General features: G+C 41.1%; 17 protein-coding genes. 11 read left to right on the top strand and 6 right to left on the bottom strand.

The features are described 5' to 3' along the window. Positions 1 to 6 precede the first annotated feature (6 nt). The 10 genes from AC3Z9T_RS10200 (at position 7) to AC3Z9T_RS10155 (ending at position 10,259) form a co-directional block, all read left to right on the top strand. Entirely contained in the window at positions 7 to 933 is a 927-nt protein-coding gene (locus tag AC3Z9T_RS10200) for a VOC family protein (RefSeq protein WP_490126051.1), read from the top strand. 4 nt (positions 934 to 937) lie between these two features. Then, positions 938 to 2,152, top strand: coding sequence for an NAD(P)/FAD-dependent oxidoreductase (locus tag AC3Z9T_RS10195; RefSeq protein WP_490126050.1), 1,215 nt, complete (start codon positions 938 to 940; stop codon positions 2,150 to 2,152). A 22-nt stretch (positions 2,153 to 2,174) separates the two neighbouring features. Continuing rightward, positions 2,175 to 3,443 (top strand): MFS transporter, encoded by a 1,269-nt coding sequence (locus AC3Z9T_RS10190; protein ID WP_490126049.1) that lies wholly within the window; start codon positions 2,175 to 2,177, stop codon positions 3,441 to 3,443. A 29-nt stretch (positions 3,444 to 3,472) separates the two neighbouring features. Next, positions 3,473 to 3,991, top strand: coding sequence for a cupin domain-containing protein (locus AC3Z9T_RS10185; RefSeq protein ID WP_490126048.1), 519 nt, complete (start codon positions 3,473 to 3,475; stop codon positions 3,989 to 3,991). Between the two features lie 15 nt (positions 3,992 to 4,006). Then, a complete protein-coding gene (locus tag AC3Z9T_RS10180; RefSeq protein ID WP_490126271.1) occupies positions 4,007 to 4,846 on the top strand; it encodes an alpha/beta fold hydrolase in 840 nt (279 codons plus the stop codon). Between the two features lie 15 nt (positions 4,847 to 4,861). Next, positions 4,862 to 5,656 (top strand): SDR family oxidoreductase, encoded by a 795-nt coding sequence (locus AC3Z9T_RS10175; RefSeq protein ID WP_490126047.1) that lies wholly within the window; start codon positions 4,862 to 4,864, stop codon positions 5,654 to 5,656. Between the two features lie 10 nt (positions 5,657 to 5,666). Then, entirely contained in the window at positions 5,667 to 6,455 is a 789-nt protein-coding gene (locus AC3Z9T_RS10170; RefSeq protein WP_490126270.1) for an aspartate dehydrogenase, read from the top strand. Positions 6,456 to 6,468: 13 nt separating this feature from the next. Further along, positions 6,469 to 7,938 (top strand): aldehyde dehydrogenase, encoded by a 1,470-nt coding sequence (locus tag AC3Z9T_RS10165; protein ID WP_490126046.1) that lies wholly within the window; start codon positions 6,469 to 6,471, stop codon positions 7,936 to 7,938. Positions 7,939 to 7,989: 51 nt separating this feature from the next. Beyond that, a complete protein-coding gene (locus AC3Z9T_RS10160; RefSeq protein ID WP_490126045.1) occupies positions 7,990 to 9,633 on the top strand; it encodes a thiamine pyrophosphate-binding protein in 1,644 nt (547 codons plus the stop codon). A 194-nt stretch (positions 9,634 to 9,827) separates the two neighbouring features. Beyond that, positions 9,828 to 10,259, top strand: coding sequence for a hypothetical protein (locus AC3Z9T_RS10155; RefSeq protein ID WP_490126044.1), 432 nt, complete (start codon positions 9,828 to 9,830; stop codon positions 10,257 to 10,259). Positions 10,260 to 10,367: 108 nt separating this feature from the next. Here AC3Z9T_RS10155 and cspE read toward each other — a convergent pair whose 3' ends face one another. From cspE to AC3Z9T_RS10130, 5 genes are all read right to left on the bottom strand, one after another. Next, positions 10,368 to 10,580, bottom strand: coding sequence for a transcription antiterminator/RNA stability regulator CspE (cspE, locus tag AC3Z9T_RS10150; protein WP_070925520.1), 213 nt, complete (start codon positions 10,578 to 10,580; stop codon positions 10,368 to 10,370). Between the two features lie 361 nt (positions 10,581 to 10,941). Beyond that, positions 10,942 to 11,700 (bottom strand): energy transducer TonB, encoded by a 759-nt coding sequence (locus tag AC3Z9T_RS10145; protein WP_490126043.1) that lies wholly within the window; start codon positions 11,698 to 11,700, stop codon positions 10,942 to 10,944. A gap of 46 nt (positions 11,701 to 11,746) precedes the next feature. Then, positions 11,747 to 14,773 carry a TonB-dependent receptor domain-containing protein gene (locus AC3Z9T_RS10140; protein WP_490126042.1) on the bottom strand — a complete coding sequence of 1,009 codons (3,027 nt, stop codon included), beginning with the start codon at positions 14,771 to 14,773 and terminating at the stop codon, positions 11,747 to 11,749. A gap of 18 nt (positions 14,774 to 14,791) precedes the next feature. Beyond that, entirely contained in the window at positions 14,792 to 16,252 is a 1,461-nt protein-coding gene (locus tag AC3Z9T_RS10135) for a surface lipoprotein assembly modifier (RefSeq protein ID WP_490126041.1), read from the bottom strand. 66 nt (positions 16,253 to 16,318) lie between these two features. Next, a complete protein-coding gene (locus AC3Z9T_RS10130) occupies positions 16,319 to 17,068 on the bottom strand; it encodes a Slam-dependent surface lipoprotein (RefSeq protein WP_490126040.1) in 750 nt (249 codons plus the stop codon). Between the two features lie 529 nt (positions 17,069 to 17,597). Between AC3Z9T_RS10130 and copM the strand changes: the two genes are divergently transcribed. After that, positions 17,598 to 17,963: a CopM family metallochaperone gene (copM, locus tag AC3Z9T_RS10125; RefSeq protein ID WP_490126039.1), complete on the top strand. Its 366-nt coding sequence runs from the start codon at positions 17,598 to 17,600 to the stop codon at positions 17,961 to 17,963. Positions 17,964 to 18,001: 38 nt separating this feature from the next. Here copM and AC3Z9T_RS10120 read toward each other — a convergent pair whose 3' ends face one another. Beyond that, positions 18,002 to 18,598 (bottom strand): DJ-1/PfpI family protein, encoded by a 597-nt coding sequence (locus AC3Z9T_RS10120; RefSeq protein ID WP_490126038.1) that lies wholly within the window; start codon positions 18,596 to 18,598, stop codon positions 18,002 to 18,004. Positions 18,599 to 18,612 lie beyond the last annotated feature (14 nt).

Raw genomic sequence — 18,612 nt, 5'->3', positions numbered from 1 at the left:
TAAATTATGTCAGTCATTGGTATCGAAAAATTAGAATTTGGGGTCGATGACATCGCGGCTTGCCAGCAGTTTTTGCAGGATTTTGGCTTGCACAAATCCCCCAATAACCCATCTCATTTCACCACGTTATCAGGAGCTAGCGTCACCGTTTCAACAATTGATGCCCCTCACTTACCCGCTCCTTTTGAAGCAGGCTCAACCTTACGCCGTATCACTTGGGGCGTGAAAGATGCAGCAGAGCTTGAACATATCATCAAAAAAATTGCGGATTGTCCTCAATTCAAACGTACAGAATATGGCGCTGAATGCCTTGACCCAAACGGCATGAGCGTAGCTTTTACTATCACCCAACAGCAGCCTGTTTCCGTTGCAGTTTCACCAATTAATCAATGGGGTGACATTCGCCGTATTGATGCTCCAAGCCCGGTTTACGATAAAGCGACCCCAATTAATATCGGTCACGTGGTTTTTTTTGTTGATGACTTGCCAGCAACAGAAGCTTTTTATTGCCAGAAACTCGGTTTCCAAGTGTCTGACCGCTATATCGATCGCGCCGTTTTTTTACGTACTCAAATAAATGGCTGCCATCACAATCTCTTTTTACTCAAGCTACCACACCGTGGGCGTGGCCTGAACCATGTCGCCTTTACCGTACGCGATATTCATGAAGTCATTGGTGGTGGACTAGCGATGAACCGCCAGCACTGGAGCACATTTATCGGCCCAGGTCGCCATCCAATATCATCCGCTTACTTTTGGTATGTCAACAGCCCAACGGGAGGAGCGTTTGAATACTATACCAATGACGACTACTTAACGGAAAAGTGGCAACCTCGCGAACTAGAACACTCTTTAGTTTCCTTTACTGAATGGGCAGTCGAAGGTGGCATCGACCACGAAACTCGCCGCCAAGTCAAAAAAGAAAAGGAGTGAGACCATGACACAGGTTATCAATGGTGGGATCGTGATTATTGGTGGAGGCCAAGCTGGAGGTTGGGCGGCCAAAACCTTAAGAGATGAAGGCTATCAAGGGATTTTATCCGTGATCAGTGATGAGTCACATGATTTCTATGAACGACCACCGTTATCCAAAGCGGCTCTCAAACAGCACGATTTATCGCTATCGCGTTTATTCAATGAAGAAGAAACCGCAGCATTAAACATCACATGGTATCGACCACTCCGCGCAACGACAATTGACCCTAAAAATAAATACGTTTTACTCAGTGATGGACGTCATATCACATTTGATAAATTATTAATTGCAACAGGCGGTCGAGCACGTTACCTCTCTTCTGCTTGGCAGGCGCACCCACGAGTTTTCACACTTCGTTCATGGGATGATGCACAACACTTACGCGCAGCCATGCTTAAAGCAAAAAACATTGCCATTATCGGTGGTGGATGGATCGGTTTAGAAGTTGCCGCCTCGGCTCGCCAGATGGGACTTGAAGTCACTGTTTTTGAGCGTCAAATACGCCTGTGTCAACGCAGTGTCCCCGCTTCTGTTTCTGATGCATTAACGCAGCGACATCAACAAGCAGGCGTCAATATCATCACTGATTGTGGCGATATTTGCCTTGATGAAACGACCAAGCAGTTATCAATAAGTTGTGATAAACAAGCCAGCCAATCTTTTGACCTTGCCGTTATGGGTATTGGTGTCGAGCTAAATTTAGAATTAGCGGCTGCTGCGGGTCTTGAATTAACTCATGGCATTGTCATTAACGGCCAAGGACAGACGTCACACCCTGACATCTATGCCGCGGGCGATGTCGCTTGTCATCCTACATTATCGCTGTGTTTACAGTCTTGGGCGTATGCACAAAACCAAGCCATTTCCACAGCAAAAGCGATGCTTAATGAACACAGTGAACCTTTTAGTGACCTCGCTTGGTTATGGTCAGATCAATACCAAGACAATATCCAAATACTTGGCATTCCAACGACTGACGCCACACAACATATTCAGCGTATTACACCCAATTCTGAAATTTATTTCTCACTCAATCAGGCCAATGAGCTGATCCAAATGGTGTCATTCAATGATGCCAGAGCTATTAAATTGGGCAAACGATGGATGCAAAACAACCGTAAGCTATCGCCTTCAGAGCTTGCAGATCCTAATTTTTCACTGATGTCGCTGAAGTAAATAAGCGAGTAGGAGAAACAACATGGCAAACCAACAAGTTTCTGTTTCCTCAGTGACTAGTGAGCTAGAAACACAACAGGAAGAAAAAGTGAATTGGTTCATTCCAATTGGGCTGTTTTCCTGCGTATTGCTCGCCTTTTTTGACAAAATTAGTATTGCAGCGCTGTTCTCTGATGAACAATTTCAAAAAGCCCTTGGCATCGATTTTGACCCGACTCGCCTTGGATTATTAATGAGCGCCTTTCTTTTTGCTTATGGCGTTTCATCAATGCTACTCAGTGGTATTGGCGATAAGTTCCATCCAACTAAAATGCTGCTTTTTATGGTCAGCAGTTGGTGCTTTTTAATGATTTTTATGGGTTTTACCCACCATTACGGCACCATGGTTTTTCTGCGTATTTTACTCGGTATCGCTGAAGGCCCATTACTTGCCATCTCTTACGCCATCGTTCGTCGAACATTTCCACAAAAAATGCAGGCACGAGCCACAATGCTTTGGTTACTTGGCACCCCTATCGGTGCAGCACTAGGCTTCCCTATTTCCTTATATTTGCTTCATAACTTCGGTTGGCAAAGCACCTTCTTTGTCATGGCGGCCTTTACTGTACCTGTTTGGTGGCTGATCATTATCGGTATTCGCCATCCTAATTTAGCTAATAGACAAGCCAAAAGTGCGAATGGTCAGGTTTCAGCCAGTGAAATTGCTGAAACAAAAACACAGCGCAACATTTTACTACGTAATAGCCACTTTTGGGTCATCTGCTTGTTTAACATTGCCTTCTTAGTTTACCTCTGGGGAATGAATGGTTGGTTACCAAGCTACTTGATTAAAGGCAAATCCATCAATTTAGAACATGCAGGGATCCTCTCCTCATTGCCTTTTATCGCCATGTTATTTGGTGAGGCTATCGGTGCTTGGCTTTCAGATCGCTATGATCGCCGTGCATTAGTTTGTTTTATCTCATTGCTTGGTGCAGTGGCTGGGTTGGCGGGTGTGTTATTCCTCGATAATACCTACAGCATTATTTTGATGATGGCATTCAGCATGTTTATGTGGGGCGCAGGTGCACCGAATATTTTTGCCTTGTTAGCTAAAGCGACCCAAAAACAAGTCAGTGCACTGGCGGGCGGTATTTTCAATGGACTCGGTAACCTTGCTGGTGCAGCCGCACCACTGCTAATGGGGGTACTGATCACCATGACCCACGATATGGATAGCGGATTATTATTTATCGTTATTATCGGTTTAATCGGCAGCTTGTTACTTCTGCCACTCATTAAGAAATATTGATTAAAAACTCAGTATTAGGAGATAGCACTATGTCACAACAACTGAACCAAATAAAACCACAAGGTATTGAAATCGCAGATTGGGTTGAATCACGCATCGCACGTTTTGAAGGCCGCAAATATGATTGGAACGCACTGAAATTTCAGGCTGACTTCGATCCTAAATACCGCCGCGCACAAATGCGTTATATCGGTACTGGCGCCACGGGTGTCGCCAATGATGCAAACACTGTACCCGCTGAAAATTTTACTTTTTCGACCATGGTGCTGCCGGCGAAATGTGAAGGCCCTCTTCATTTGCACCCAGATGTAGAAGAAGTCTTTTTCATGCTTAAAGGCACCATTACCTTATTTATCAAAGATGGTGACGAAGAATATGAAACTGTGTTGAAGGAGCGTGACCTCATTTCTGTACCAGCGGGTATCTATCGTGGCTTATTCAACCACGGCGAAGAAGAAGCGCTTATGTGTGTAATGATTGGCACACCAAAACCAGCGATCCCGACTTACCCAGAAGATCACCCATTATCAAAAGTAAAACGTGGTTAATAGGAGAACTCAGTGATGAAACTGCCAAGTGAACAATTACCTGAAATCCAATCTGCCAATTTTGGCCAATATTTTTTGAATTGGCGAGAGGCAGGCAGCGGTGATGCCATCATTCTATTGCATGGCATCAGCTCAGGATCGGCTTCATGGGTTTATCAATTGGCAGAGTCATCACTGACACAACATTATCGACTGATTGCATGGGATGCGCCCGGTTACCGTAACAGTCAAGCTCTCAGTAACCAGCACCCTACTGCCATTGATTATGCTGATGCATTAGCCGCTTTTATTGACGGCTTGGCGCTGACCTCGGTTGTTCTTGTCGGTCATTCACTCGGTGCATTAATAGCGAGTGCATTTGCAGCGAAATATCCGAGCAAGATAAAAAGCGTATTTTTAGCCAATCCAGCGCAAGGTTACGCAACAAAAAGCAAAACAGAGCAACAACAAGTTTATCAACAGCGTGAAGACATTGTTTTTAATTTAGGCATTGAAAACTATGCACAACAGCGAGCGGCAGCCTTACTCAGCCCGGCAGCTAGCAAACAACAAGTTGATTGGGTAAGACAAACCATGAGCCAACTCAATCCAAACGGCTTTCTCGCAGCAGCATGGATGTTGGCACACGATGATCTTGGTCATTATCTTGAGCAGTTCTCAGGGCCAGTACAAATGGTGGTTGGTCTCGACGATACCATCACCCCACCCGAAAAAGTACAACAGCTGGCACAGCAAAAAGGTTGCCCATTGAGTTACCTCGAAAAAGCAGGCCATGCCAGTTATCTCGATGCCTCTCAACAATTTAATCATTACCTGACACAATTTTTGGCATCCGATGCCGCAGTAGAAGTTTGATTAAGGAATAGCGCTATGAATTTACAGTTAGAAAATCGTGTTGCGGTTGTCACTGGAGGAAGCTCAGGAATTGGCTTAGCCACCGTCAAACTGCTGTTAGAAGAAGGATGCAAAGTCGCTTTCTGCGGTCGAGATCAAAACAAATTAACGCAGACACTCCAGTCATTGCAGACTCTCTACCCTCAAGCACAACTTCTGGCTGTGAGTTGTGATGTGTTGGATAAACAACAAACTGAAGCTTTTGCTGCACAAGTTCAATCCCACTTTGGGCAAGTTGATTTATTAATTAATAACGCAGGGCAAGGCTATGTTGCCAATTACGCTGATACTCCCGAAACCGCTTGGCTGCACGAAGCGCAGCTAAAACTCTTCGGTGTTATCAATCCCGTGAATGCATTTATGTCACTGCTAGAGCAATCTAATATTGCCTCCATTACCTGTGTCAACTCGTTATTGGCTTTACAACCCGAACCGCATATGGTTGCCACCTCCGCGGCTCGCGCCGCATTATTGAATCTCACATTAAACTTATCAAAAACCTTATTACCAAAAGGGATCCGCGTTAATTCAATTTTACTGGGTATGGTGGAATCTGAACAATGGCGCCGTCGTTTTGAAAACCGTAACGACAAGGATCTTGATTGGGACAGCTGGATCGGTGCTATAGCACAAAAAAGAGGCATTCCTATGCAGCGCCTAGGTAAACCTGAAGAGCCAGCACGTGCCTTAATCTTTTTAGCATCACCTATGGCATCTTTTACTTCAGGGGCAGCGATTGATGTCTCTGGCGGTTTTAGCCATCACATTTAAAGGAACTATGATGAAAACATTGATGCTTATCGGATATGGCGCTATGGCCAATGAAGTTATCAACCGCCTACCAGCTGGAATTGAACTACGTTGGATTGTGGCTCGCGAACCTCACCATAACGAAATCAAACAACGCTTTGATCACCGTGTTACGCCACTCAGCTGCCCATCACATGCAGATCAACAACCTGATTTGGTTTTAGAATGTGCTAGCCAGCAAGCCGTCAAACAATATGCCGCTATGATACTGGCAAAAGGTTGGACATTCGCGGTTATTTCGACAGGTGCACTCGCCGACGCACAATTTGCAGATAGTCTAAACCAACAACCACATCAAGGTACTTTTATTCCACTATCAGGTGCTGTCGCTGGGCTAGATGGCTTACGCTGTGCGAAACAAGCCAAAATTAACCAAGTCACTTACCTTTCACGTAAAAGCCCTGCGAGTTGGCGTAATGGCCCAGCGGAACAATATATTGACCTCAACAACGTCACTGAGCCTACAGTTTTCTTCCGTGGCTCAGCACGCGACGCGGCACTCAAATTTCCAGCCAATGCCAATGTCGCAGCCACTGTTGCTTTGTATGGCGTTGGTATGGATCAAACGAAAGTGGAGTTAATGGTTGACCCAACCACAAGCAAAAACAGCCATCACATTGATGTTACTGGAGATTTCGGACATTTTTGCATTGAGCTGAATGGCAATCCTTTGCCATCAAACCCGAAAACCTCTCTGTTATCTGCCTTAAGTGCTGTTGAAATTTGCCAACGCATTGCACAGCACGATGCCATTATCTGACAGGAGAAAAATAATGAAAAAGCTTGATATATTCGTCGGAGGGAAATGGCAACAAGGTCGCGGCAACGAAATGTACTCACGTTTCCCTGGGGATCAACATATTGTTGCCACCTTAAACAGTGCTAGCCTTGAAGATGTTGAAGATGCGGTCATTGCGGCGGACAAGGCATGGCGTGCACCGAATTGGCGTTCGTTACCATCCCACCAGCGAGCCACAATCCTACTTAAAGTCAGTGCATTAATTGAAGAGCACATTGATGAACTGACCCACTTACAAACCCTCGATAATGGCAAACCGTGGGCTGAAGCACGTGGGCTAGTCATGAGCGCCGCGGCAACCGCTCGCTACTTTGCTGCCGTTTGTGAAGTCAGTGGTGGTGAACTGCCACCACGTCGCCAATCCGATATGATGACATTGAGTACTTATCAGCCGGTTGGGGTGATCGCAGCGATTACGCCATGGAACTCACCCATCGCAAGCGATATGCAAAAAATCGCGCCAGCGATTGCCGCGGGTAACGCAGTGATCTTAAAACCGGCTGAAGCAACACCATTGATATCCTTAAAACTCGCCGAACTGTTTGAACAGGCAGGCCTTCCTGCTGGATTACTGAGTATCTTGCCGGGCAAAGGCTCTATTGTTGGTGATGCCCTAGTTCGCCACCCACTGGTCAAAAAAATTTCATTTACTGGTGGCACAAACACCGGCCGCCAACTTGCTCACATCGCCGCTGACAAACTGATCACCACATCACTTGAGCTAGGTGGCAAATCACCAACCATCGTCTTAGAAGATGCAGATATCGAACTGGCTGCACATGGCGTTTGTTATGGCATTTTTAGCTCAATGGGGCAGGCTTGCATTGCGGGCTCACGGCTATTTGTGGCGAAAGCTATCTATAAACCGTTTATGGAGCGATTAACCGCCCTCACCCAGCAACTCATCATTGGCGATCCACGTCAAGAGCGTGTGCATATCGGCCCACTCATTTCCCCTGCGCATCGAGAAAACGTGATCAGCTACGTCACTCAAGCCATCAAAGAAGGTGGCACAATTCGCCTTGGCGGTGAAATACCGAGTGACCCAAGTTTGCAAGAAGGTAATTACTACCTGCCAACCATCATTGAGGGTCTGACTAACCAAGCCTCCGTCTGCCAAGAAGAAATTTTTGGCCCTGTTTTAGTCGTCATTCCTTTTGATAACGAAGATGAACTTATCAATGAAGCGAATGATTCTATTTATGGACTCGCTGCGGGGATCTGGACAAAAGACTATACGCGCGCATTTAAACTCGCCGATACATTAGACGTCGGCACTGTTTGGATCAATACCTACAAAGTTTTCTCCATTTCAACACCTTTTGGCGGTTTTAAAGAGAGTGGACTCGGTAGAGAAAAAGGCGTTGAAAGCCTTAAAGCCTATATGCAACAAAAAAGTATTTTTCTGGCATTAAACCCACAACCAAACCGTTGGTGTGAATAAATGACCACTGAATTGCGACCAGTGAGTTATCAAATTCTTAAGGAGAGCACTATGTACGAGACAATCACGGTTGGCGAGGCGATCGCCAGAACATTAGAACAATATCAAATCAGTACCGTGTATGGGGTTATTTCAATTCACAACCTCCCAGTGGCCGATGCCATTGGCCGCCGCGGTGTCATTGATTTTACCCCAAGCCGTGGTGAGGCTGGAGCCGTCACTATGGCTGATGCACACAGCCGCTTTACAGGTTTAGGTGTTGCTCTCACTAGCACCGGAGCAGGTGCTGGTAATGCTGTCGGCTCAATGATAGAAGCTATGAATGCCTGCTCCCCCATGATCCATATCACTGGACAAGTCGAAAAAGCATACCTTGATATGGATGCAGGTTTTATCCATGAGACCCGCGATCAGTTAGGTTTCTTGAGAGCAAGCTCAAAACAAGCCTTTCGTGTTCATACTGCAGAACAAGCCGTTGCCGTTTTACACAAGGCCATTCAAGTCGCACAAACCGAACCCTGTGGCCCAGTATCTATCGAAATTCCAATTGATATCCAAAGCACACAAGTACCCTTATCTATTCTAAGTGCCCCACTGACGCCTTTGGCACTTCCTGATGTGACATCAGCGCAAATAGACGCGATCTGGCAAAAACTGCAACATGCACAACACCCTTTACTGTGGATTGGTGGTGGTGCATTGCAATCAAGTCAAGCCGTTAAAAGACTGGCTGATTTAGGTGTTGCCGTGATTAGCAGTACACATGGACGAGGTATTCTATCTGATGACCACCCATTTAGTTTACGTGCTTTTCACAACGCCGATTCCATTGATAAGTTAATGCGTGATTGTGATATCACACTGGTAGCCGGCTCTCGACTGCGCAGTAATGAAACAAAAACGTGGTCGCTTCCTCTACCACAACCGTTAATTCAAATTGATATTGATCCACTTGCAGCCAATCGTAACTACAATGCAGATCTCGTTATCACGGCAGATTGTACTCAGATATTAAATGGCTTAGCGGATAAATTAGAACAAACAAATTTTACTACCTCATCACAATGGCAACAACGAGTACAAACAGCGGTACAACAAGCCGAAGCTCAGCTAAGAGAACAATGTGGTGCTTATAGCCAATTAAGTGATGCTGTTGAGCAGGCTCTACCTTACGGAGGCATATTTGTTCGTGATATTACCGTTTCAGGCAGCTTATGGGGAAGCCGACTATTAAAAGCCACTCGGCCATTACATAATATTCACTCGTTAGCTGGGGCTATCGGTTTAGGCTTAGCAATGTCAATTGGCACTGCTAAGGCAAATCCAAATACCCCTGTTATCGGTTTAGTGGGTGACGGTGGCCTAATGCTTGGTATTGGTGAATTAGCGACCATGGCGCAAGAACAATTACCGATTGTACTGATCATCATGAATGACCATGGATATGGTGTTATGCGAGGTATTCAGGAAAAATACTTTGCAGGCCGACAGTACTACAATGAATTGCTTACTCCATCATTTAGCAAACTCGCTGAGTCGATGGGAGTTCGTGCATTAACAATAGATAAGGCAAAAGACTTTCAAACGACCATTAAACAAGCGATTGAGCTAAAACAGCCTGTGGTCGTCGAAGTTTTGATGAACAATATTGGAACAATGAATTTTTCAGGCCCACCACAGAAAAAATTATTCTAAAACTTAATCATATATATGGGGTGAGTGAGTTATCACCCCATTGATTTATTTCCAATCAGCCATTCTCAGCATTGTCCTGTCCTATCACACTGACTTAACTTATATATATACAAATAAATTGCTATACTCGCCGCTAAACAAATTTCAGGAAAGTGTACTTATTGTTAATAGTACCGACGACTTAAGGAACAATAATGAAAAAATATCTATTACCCATTAGCCTTACGGTGAATGTGATCCTTCTTGCTTCGATTATTTTTTTAGGGGTTAAGCTATTTAATATAAAGAATAAAATCGACACAACGATTGAGCAGGTAAAAAATGGGCAATATTCTCAGTTGATTAAAGATAATACTGGAAACTTAGTCCCTGAAGGGCTCAAAAACTTTAATAAAATTGAAGTTTCAGACAACAAATGTGATTATTTTGACCAAAAGTTTGATATACTAGTTAGTTATTTGGAAGAGAACCCTACGATCCCTGGTTCAAATGCTTATGTTAAGCAACTGAACAAGCTCAAAACCGCCGTTGAGAAATCCCCTTCTGCACTTAAAGACACCGCTTGTGAAAAAGGCGTATCCACGATTAATTATATTGGCGAAAAATTATCGTCAGTGAATCAATAGCAAGGTCATCATTTTCTATTGATTACACACAAAAAATAAAAGCCCCGTTTACACGAGGCTTTTATTCAAATTTGTACAGCGATTAATCAGCGCTGTTGCAACTTTAGCTTACAGTGGGATCACGTTAGCAGCTGCTGGGCCTTTAGCACCGTTCTCGATAGAGAAAGATACTTCTTGACCTTCGTTCAGGCTTTTGAAGCTGTTGCTTTGGATTGCAGAGAAGTGTACGAATACATCTTTGCTACCATCTTTTGGAGAGATAAAGCCAAAACCTTTATCGTTGTTGAACCATTTTACTGTACCAGTCATTGTATTAGACATGTTATTTCCTTTAAATTTATTAAGTTGCCATAAGGCGGGGTAAGGTTTGTTCTTTGTACGTACTTATGGGAATTAAATTAGAAGGAATTCACAATGAAGGTATCATGGATAACACTTAATAGAGAACTGCTTTAACTTGTCTTTCATAAATAAATGGGTACTACCAAACCAGCCGCGCTATTAACGCATACAATGATTATGATAGCAAACTTTATTTTAAATTCCGCCATAGAATCAATCACAATACGAACAACAAAATCCAAACCATAACAAGCATGATTAACTTGATATCATACTCTAATATAGTGTAATACAAACCATTTTAAGCAGTTAATACAACATTATGTTTTTAAAAATGCTTCTATTGAAATTTAATTTTAAGTGATATTGGAGACTTAAATCCTTCTGGTGGAACGCCAACAGAACGACTTTTTTCAACCGCAGCCAGTGCTGCATTATCTAATATCTCATAACCTGAACTCGTCACAATACGCGCAGAAGTCATCTCCCCCGCAACAGTGAGATGGAATTCAACTTCGATGACTCCACGAATTTTCATACTCTTAGCTCTTCGTGGGTGCTGCTTGTTACGTTCAATTTCTTGACGTAATTTTTCACTATAAGAGCTTAATTGACCACTATCCGCTACATTTGAAAAACCTTGAGCAGGCTTACCTATTGCTCCCATCGCTTCAGACAATGACGTCACACCATTTTGTGACTCCAATGGTTGTGGCTGAGTAGATACCTTCTCTACTTCAATTTTCATTTTTTCCTGCTGCTCAATGACCTCTTTTGATACAGCGACTTTATTGCTTTCCTTAGTAACTGGTTTGCGTTGCGTTTTTTTTTCCTTATTAGCCACAATGAGTTCTGCTGCATCAACCATTATTGGAGAAATAGGTAAATCATGCTGTTCACTAGGCGCCTCTACCACAGTCTCTGGTGATCTTGCTTGTTCAATAGCTTGAGTTAATGCAACCGATATTACTGGCGATTCAGCACTCGCTCGATGTTGCAAACTTTGCTCTGTTTTAGAAATTTTCATCAAATTAACAATAACCGCTAAATGCAGCAATATCGAAACAGATACGGTCAAAAATAGCGTATTTTTCATCATATTCTAATCAACCCTCTTAATAACTAAATTAAGAGGGTTATTGTGTTTAAAATTGGCTAGTGAAGTTGAGTCTAAATGTCCGACCCGGAGCTGGCATCATGGTCCGGGTCAATGGATCCAAATAATATTCATCAAGAACATTAGTCGCTAATAATTCCATACTGACGTTTTTGGCAATTTGATAACTCACATAAGCATCTGCAACGAATATTGGATTCCAACGCATTGGGCTATTATTAAGCGGTGCATAATGAGGAGGATATTTACCCATCATCGCTTTTTCATCATCATTTTCTGCTCCACTGTGATAACGCATACGACTACCAACCTCTAAGCGTTGATCGAAGAAACGCATTCCTAAGTTCGCATTGATACTGTATTTAGGCTGCAATTGGGTACGCATAAAACCACCGGGAAAGCCCGCTTCAGTACAGGAGGATATATTGAAATCATTCATCGGATCTAACAGAGCGGCAGATTCACTATCGCAAACTTCATTTTTTAAACGGTAGTCAACCCCAATATCACCAAAGTAGTTGCCATTGTCATAACGCGCTTGTAATTCAATACCCGATGTGATGTGTTTATCGACCTGAGTAAATTTAAGGTGCCCATCGCGTTCAAACGAATTTTCAATCGTCGTGTGATAATAATTTATACGTACATCAGCAAAGCGTTCTGCACTAAGTAACTGTTGCATATTGCGTACATAGCCTAGCTCAATCGTTTTACCGCGCTCAGGCTGAACATCTCGCCACACCGCCGTATTTCCTATTATGGTTGCAAAACCAATAGTGTCTTCAAAAATGCTTGGCATACGAACCGTTTCAGTATAACTGGTATAAATACGGTCATTATCGGTAAGATAAACGGATGCTGAAAACGCAGGTGTCCAAGCATGTGCTTTACGTTTTTCTTGTGGTTTAAATTTTTCTTCGTCAGTTAATCTGCGGATATCTTCAGCGGGATTGTTACTCGAAGCCGAATAACCTGGAATATATTGTGTGACCAATTGGCCAGTAAATGGGTCTATGGCTTTAGCATTACGATCCAAAGTTCCATTGTAAAAAGGATTGGTTTCTTTTGTGAGTTTATTATCACTATCGGGGTACCATTTGGCCTTAGATTTTTCCCTAATACGGAATACTTCTTGTCCATTTATTTTTTTAAATTCTGATTTATCAAATGTCTGCGTATTTAAATTTAATGCATCCTTAATTAAAAGATCTCGATAATAAGGAGAACGCCGTACATCGTCAAAACGTTTATGTTTACCTTTGGGATCAACATAAATATGATTAATAATTTTGTTATATTCATCAACTGTGATAACTCGAGAAATATCATAATTCTTAGCTAATAACTGATGAGGACGAGCAAAGTTAATATCTTTTAACGCACGACGTTTATTAAGTAAATCGTCCTGTGACCAATAACTGGTACGTTGAGCACCTGCGGTTAGATTCAACCAATTTGTAGGACGCCAATTAAAATTAAAGGCAAGGGTATTTTCTTGTCTTTTCCCTTCTCTTGGTAGTGAGCCAAATGACTTAGCTGTTGCACCAATATTTGGGTCGAAAGCATTGTTGTTACTGCTGATTGTTTCGTGAGTAAAACTGCCCATAACAATCAGATCTAAACTGTCGGTTAATCGCATTTTGTTGGATAAATCAATTCCTTGTCGGTTATTGACTGAATTGAATTGTTCCCCTAAAACCAATGTGCCATCTATATTGGGATCCCATTGGCCTTTGCCTCCAGCGAGTTCAAAACCATAATCGCGCCCTTTAGGTTCCCTTGGGTAACCTCCAGAAGTATTGCTATTACTTATTGATTTAGTTAGCCAGTAGCCTAGCTTCATATCAATATAGCGATTATTTTTTGGTGAAAAAGAATAAGTGGCATGAAAGGCATCTACTTGCACTTTTGCTAATGGCCATTGTGGTACTTTCCCTTTTAAATCCATCATCGCAATTCTTGATGGCATTATTTCACCATAATCATTTATAGTCTGCGTGTAGCCAAGCGAAAGCTTTTGCTGTTCAGATAAAAATAGATTGGTTTTAATTAAATAGGTATTCATTTTACTGGAGGTATTGGTAACTTCTTTGCCAGGAAAATAGACATTGGCGGCAAATGGTAAATAAGGATCAAGCGGCTTTGATGGAGTTCCAGGATCATGACTCACAATTTCATCGGTATAGTCTCCAGCACCACGCGTTCCCGCAAAATAATTTCCTTGATCACGATAACTGTATGCTGCAATTAAATCGAATCGTTCCTGCCTCGTGCCGATCGCCATTCTGACTGCATTATCTTGTAAATTAAAAAAGTTAGCATCACCACGGGACTTTGCGGTCACTAACAGTGCGGGATCATTAAATAATGATGACGTTCTTTTTCTGAGCACATCAGATAAATTCTCGACAATAGCAGGATCATCACGATAATCGGTACCTGTATGTAATTGAGCAATGCGCGGCTTAGTCGAATTACTACTGGTCTCTAACTTTAAATCAAAGCCAAACTGATCTTCTGGAGCAACGACATCATCAATATTAATAGTTTGAATTGCAATCCCACCCCCTACCGACGTTTTTACATCCAGATCTAATGATGCGCTTTTATGTACTGTAATACTGCTGATCATATTAGGGTCAACATAGTTGCGATTATTGACGCCGTTGTAACCCCGCCATACGGTATGAGCTTGCTCTGTCCCATCTACCGTGACAGGTACCCGTCCCTGCCCTTGAATTCCACGAATATTAGGATCTATCGCGCCACTATTTCGCGCATCGCCACTAAATACCCCAACGGCACTATTTAATACATCCGCAGGATTAGTGCCTTTGTAGCGTTCAACTAAATCTTTACCAAGGTAGACATTCGATTCATTTTTATCATACTGTGCATCGTAGCCTTTTTGGTCTCGCTGTTTAATGGTTGTCGTTTTATCACTAATAATAATGGTTCCGATATCTTCGCCTTCTTTGGCAAATATTAAGTTGGGAATTAAAGCAAACGAGATACCTGTCGCAATATTAATTGCAAGCAATTTTTTTATCTTCATTATTTAACACCTAGAATATTAAAACCGTTTTTCCAATTTAAACTCAACTTCATTCTGTGTATAAGAATACAATACATCAATACTGCTATTATTTTTTCTAAATTTATAAGAGAACGATGGCGTTAAGGTAAATAGCTTATATCTTGGAACACTTAACTTTATAAAATAAAGTTGTTCATCATCGTCTCTAATTTGATTACTGAACGTATATTGAGCTTGCTCAAAATACGTTTTTTTATAGCTCGCCATGCCTAAAAAATTAAAACCTTGTGAAAAACCTTTAAATGCACCTACCCTAACACCATATTGTTTATAGCTATCACTTTGATACTGTTTATTTCGTATGACGCCATCAATGCCCCCAAAAAAAACCATATCGGGTGTAATTGCATAAATATTAGTTAAATAGAGACTACTCTTATTACCATCGCTACTTTGATACAGAGAACGGTAGTTTAATTTTTTATAATCAACGATAGCGCTTACAGAAAATTTTGGTGTAAAGCGATACTCAGTATCAATACCACCCCCAACGCCATAATATCTTTGCTGATCCGCAGTAAATTTAAACTCAACAATTGGCCCAACCGCAAATGATTTTATACCGTCTTGATATTGATAATAGGACTTTATATTAATTATATTCTCATTATTCTGAGAGGATTTTTCATATTTATAGCCATAAGTATACGCCTTAAATAGCGCATTATGATGGCGATATAAAGGAATTCGCTTTTCAATATTGGCATCATAAATAAATTTTTGCCCTTTAGTTGCTGCGCCTACACCATAGCAAACCTCTTTTACCTCACTACGATAGCAATCTCTTCGGTGATCACCCGGCACTTGATTAATGTTTGAGTTATAACCATAACCTATCGAGAGACTACCTTGCCATACAGTTCTTTTTTTCAAGGCATTTTTGAATTGAGTAATGCTGTCTAATACATGTTTCGGTAGCTGCTGCGCATATTTATCTAACACTTGGTTAAATTGTGCTGTCGCTTCTTTATTCTGTTGGTTCTCATAATATACGCGAGCTAATTCAAGCTCCACCCGTAAAAAATCAGGATTCTTTTGTAAAATTTGCTGATAATAATTAATCGCATTTCCATATTCTTTATTTAAATGAGCGTTCTTTGCATTTGCATATATCACTAATAATTTATCATACTCATTTAATTTTTGATAATAAGATAATAACCGATTCACATCATCATATTGGCCTCTGCCCAATGCAATATAAATGGCTTTCCCCATATCATGGATATTATTATTTAGTTTATATTTCTTTCCCTCAAAGTTAACGGTTAATTCATCATCAAGGGCTATATTTACTTCATCATCCCTAGGCAATCTTTTATTCACTTTTAATTTTTCTGTTAATAATCTTTGATAATCATTAATATCATCGCTATGGGAAATAGCAAATCCACTGTAAAAAACAGATAATAATATAATCAAACGTAACATCGTCATAAAATATAACCAATTGACTAGCAAGGCAGTAATAGATGGAACATTAATTCCACCTATACAAATTAACTATTGTGCTTTTGAACCACCAAATGCAACATCTTTAGTATGGTCACTATCAAAAGTCACTATCCCTGCAACCGCCTCGGCGTCAGTACCAAAAAAGTGACCAGAACTACGTCCTTCTATTGATTCATTAGCAATAGCGTCTCCTTTAAATTGCCCTTGTTCTAAGATGTTTCCATCCATAGTAATATTTAATGATTGCCCGCTCAGCGCGCCTGTATATGTTTTGGTATCGAAATCTGCGTTAAATGCACCACTTAATTTACCGGCACTATCGAACTGATTAATTCCAGCAATGGTATACTCTACTTGCCCTGAATTCGGTAGCGATTCCGTTACATCTTTACCTGAATAAAATGCGGTATGCGTTGCATCACCATCAATACCGGTTTTTGACCAATCGCCAAAATAGACTTCTTCATTTGCAACCTGAGTAAAATTAAACTTTCCGGTATTAACAGGGTGTGCACTCGTGGAGGCAGCTAATTCATATACACCGTGTTCATTTTCGACTGCTCGGGCTTTAAAACTAGAAAAACTAATTCTTGTACCAAAAAATATTGATTGCAAGCCAATACCCGGATCACCAATCGCTCCTGCATGTGAACCTCTTGCATATTGAGTGTCGCCAACGACAACTTCAACGCCATCCACACCATACTCTTGACTTTGTGCAGAAATTGTCACAGCGCTAGCATTCAAAGTCGTTGCAGATAAAGCGAAAGCTAATACCGCTAATGATAGATTTTTCATAAGGCTCCTTGTCAAATGACTGATAACTTATTGGTAAATGTAGCTATCCAAAACAGCTTAAAAGCATTAATCGAAATGCTTGGCGAAGAGTATATAGAACCCATCCCACCACTCAAATGGTAATGATTACTATTAGCATTGAAAATAAATTCAAACGAAAGTTAAATTTAAAATCATCAAAATAAATCTGATAAAAATTAAATTAATAAAAAACAAAGGGCTATAAATAAATTTCCATTACTCAAAATAAGTAGCAGGTATTATTTATTTTATATTATTTATAAAACAAATATTGTTTAACTTTTTCCTTGTAATCTTTCATATAATAACATCCTTAAAAAAATTAAATTTTGTTATTAATTTTAGATCTAGATCACCATTTTAAAATATCTTTAATTATTCTTTAAAATCATTATCTTGATAATTAATATGTAAATTAAGTTAAATTTACTCTACTTACATTGACCTTAACCCTAGGGGAAGCTTTATGGTTATCGCAATTCAACCCATCATGAACAAGGAAATTCTCATGAAAAAATTGCTTCCTATTGCTGCTATTATTGCAACGACAGTTTCATTTGCTTCTCTTGCTGATTCAGCTCACTCAATGCACATGTCTCCGCCAGCAACTAACGATATGCAAAAAGAATTGAGTCAATCTATGGATAAAATGCATTCAGATATGGCGAAAAGTATGAATGAGCAAAATGCGGATATCGCATTTGCACAAGGGATGATAGCCCATCATTTAGGCGCAATTGACATGGCTAAGATTGAACTTAAATATGGCACAGATCCTGAAATGAGAAAGCTAGCAGAAGAAATTATTAATGCTCAAGGGCCTGAAATAGAACAAATGCAACAATGGCTAGAAAAAAATCAAAATAAAAAATAATTTTATAGGTTAGCCTCGAGGATCAGGGGCTAACCTATTTATATATTCACGGCAAATGGATCATTGTTAGCATCATCATTCCATACATACTCCATACTTTTGATAATTGATAATGCTTGAGACCGGTCATAAAAATCACTCACCACTTGCAATGACATATCAATACCTGCACTAACCCCAGAAGATGTATAAAACTTGCCATCCTTCACCCAACGAGCCTTCGAATGCCAATTAACCTGACTATTAATTGAAGTTACCCATTCAAATGCTAATTTATTACTCGTTGCATTAAATCCATTCAATAAATTCGTCGCTGCCAATAAAGCCGATCCCGTACAAACCGTCATACAATATGACGTGTATTCAACTTGCTGTTTAAGCCAATGAATATACTCTTTATCAATCGCTAGAGGCCGAGTTCCCTGCCCACCGGGGATCAACAGATATTCATACTGAGGAGCGATCACCTTTTCTGTTTCAATAGTCACACCTTGCGAACTGGTTTTTTTACCACCTTCGGGTGAAATAAATTTCACGTTACAGTCAGGTAACCGACCAAAAACTTCAACCGGTCCCATCACATCTAAGGTTTCAAAACCATCAAATAAAACAATTTCTAAAGTCTCTATGTTCATCAAACACCTCTCTT

It is taken from the genome of Providencia sp. 6390, assembly GCF_058148425.1.
Note: the sequence above shows the minus strand (reverse complement) of the source record. Positions and strands in the feature narration are given on the sequence as shown.

Bases quoted from the DNA above. Each gene is read 5' to 3' on its own strand.
- AC3Z9T_RS10120 (WP_490126038.1), bottom strand. From the start codon at position 18,598: ATGAACATAGAGACTTTAGAAATTGTTTTATTTGATGGTTTTGAAACC.
- AC3Z9T_RS10200 (WP_490126051.1), top strand. From the start codon at position 7: ATGTCAGTCATTGGTATCGAAAAATTAGAATTTGGGGTCGATGACATC.
- AC3Z9T_RS10155 (WP_490126044.1), top strand. From the start codon at position 9,828: ATGAAAAAATATCTATTACCCATTAGCCTTACGGTGAATGTGATCCTT.
- AC3Z9T_RS10140 (WP_490126042.1), bottom strand. From the start codon at position 14,773: ATGAAGATAAAAAAATTGCTTGCAATTAATATTGCGACAGGTATCTCG.
- AC3Z9T_RS10170 (WP_490126270.1), top strand. From the start codon at position 5,667: ATGAAAACATTGATGCTTATCGGATATGGCGCTATGGCCAATGAAGTT.
- AC3Z9T_RS10160 (WP_490126045.1), top strand. From the start codon at position 7,990: ATGTACGAGACAATCACGGTTGGCGAGGCGATCGCCAGAACATTAGAA.
- AC3Z9T_RS10145 (WP_490126043.1), bottom strand. From the start codon at position 11,700: ATGATGAAAAATACGCTATTTTTGACCGTATCTGTTTCGATATTGCTG.
- AC3Z9T_RS10130 (WP_490126040.1), bottom strand. From the start codon at position 17,068: ATGAAAAATCTATCATTAGCGGTATTAGCTTTCGCTTTATCTGCAACG.
- AC3Z9T_RS10185 (WP_490126048.1), top strand. From the start codon at position 3,473: ATGTCACAACAACTGAACCAAATAAAACCACAAGGTATTGAAATCGCA.
- copM (WP_490126039.1), top strand. From the start codon at position 17,598: ATGAAAAAATTGCTTCCTATTGCTGCTATTATTGCAACGACAGTTTCA.
- cspE (WP_070925520.1), bottom strand. From the start codon at position 10,580: ATGTCTAATACAATGACTGGTACAGTAAAATGGTTCAACAACGATAAA.
- AC3Z9T_RS10190 (WP_490126049.1), top strand. From the start codon at position 2,175: ATGGCAAACCAACAAGTTTCTGTTTCCTCAGTGACTAGTGAGCTAGAA.
- AC3Z9T_RS10175 (WP_490126047.1), top strand. From the start codon at position 4,862: ATGAATTTACAGTTAGAAAATCGTGTTGCGGTTGTCACTGGAGGAAGC.
- AC3Z9T_RS10135 (WP_490126041.1), bottom strand. From the start codon at position 16,252: ATGACGATGTTACGTTTGATTATATTATTATCTGTTTTTTACAGTGGA.
- AC3Z9T_RS10180 (WP_490126271.1), top strand. From the start codon at position 4,007: ATGAAACTGCCAAGTGAACAATTACCTGAAATCCAATCTGCCAATTTT.
- AC3Z9T_RS10165 (WP_490126046.1), top strand. From the start codon at position 6,469: ATGAAAAAGCTTGATATATTCGTCGGAGGGAAATGGCAACAAGGTCGC.
- AC3Z9T_RS10195 (WP_490126050.1), top strand. From the start codon at position 938: ATGACACAGGTTATCAATGGTGGGATCGTGATTATTGGTGGAGGCCAA.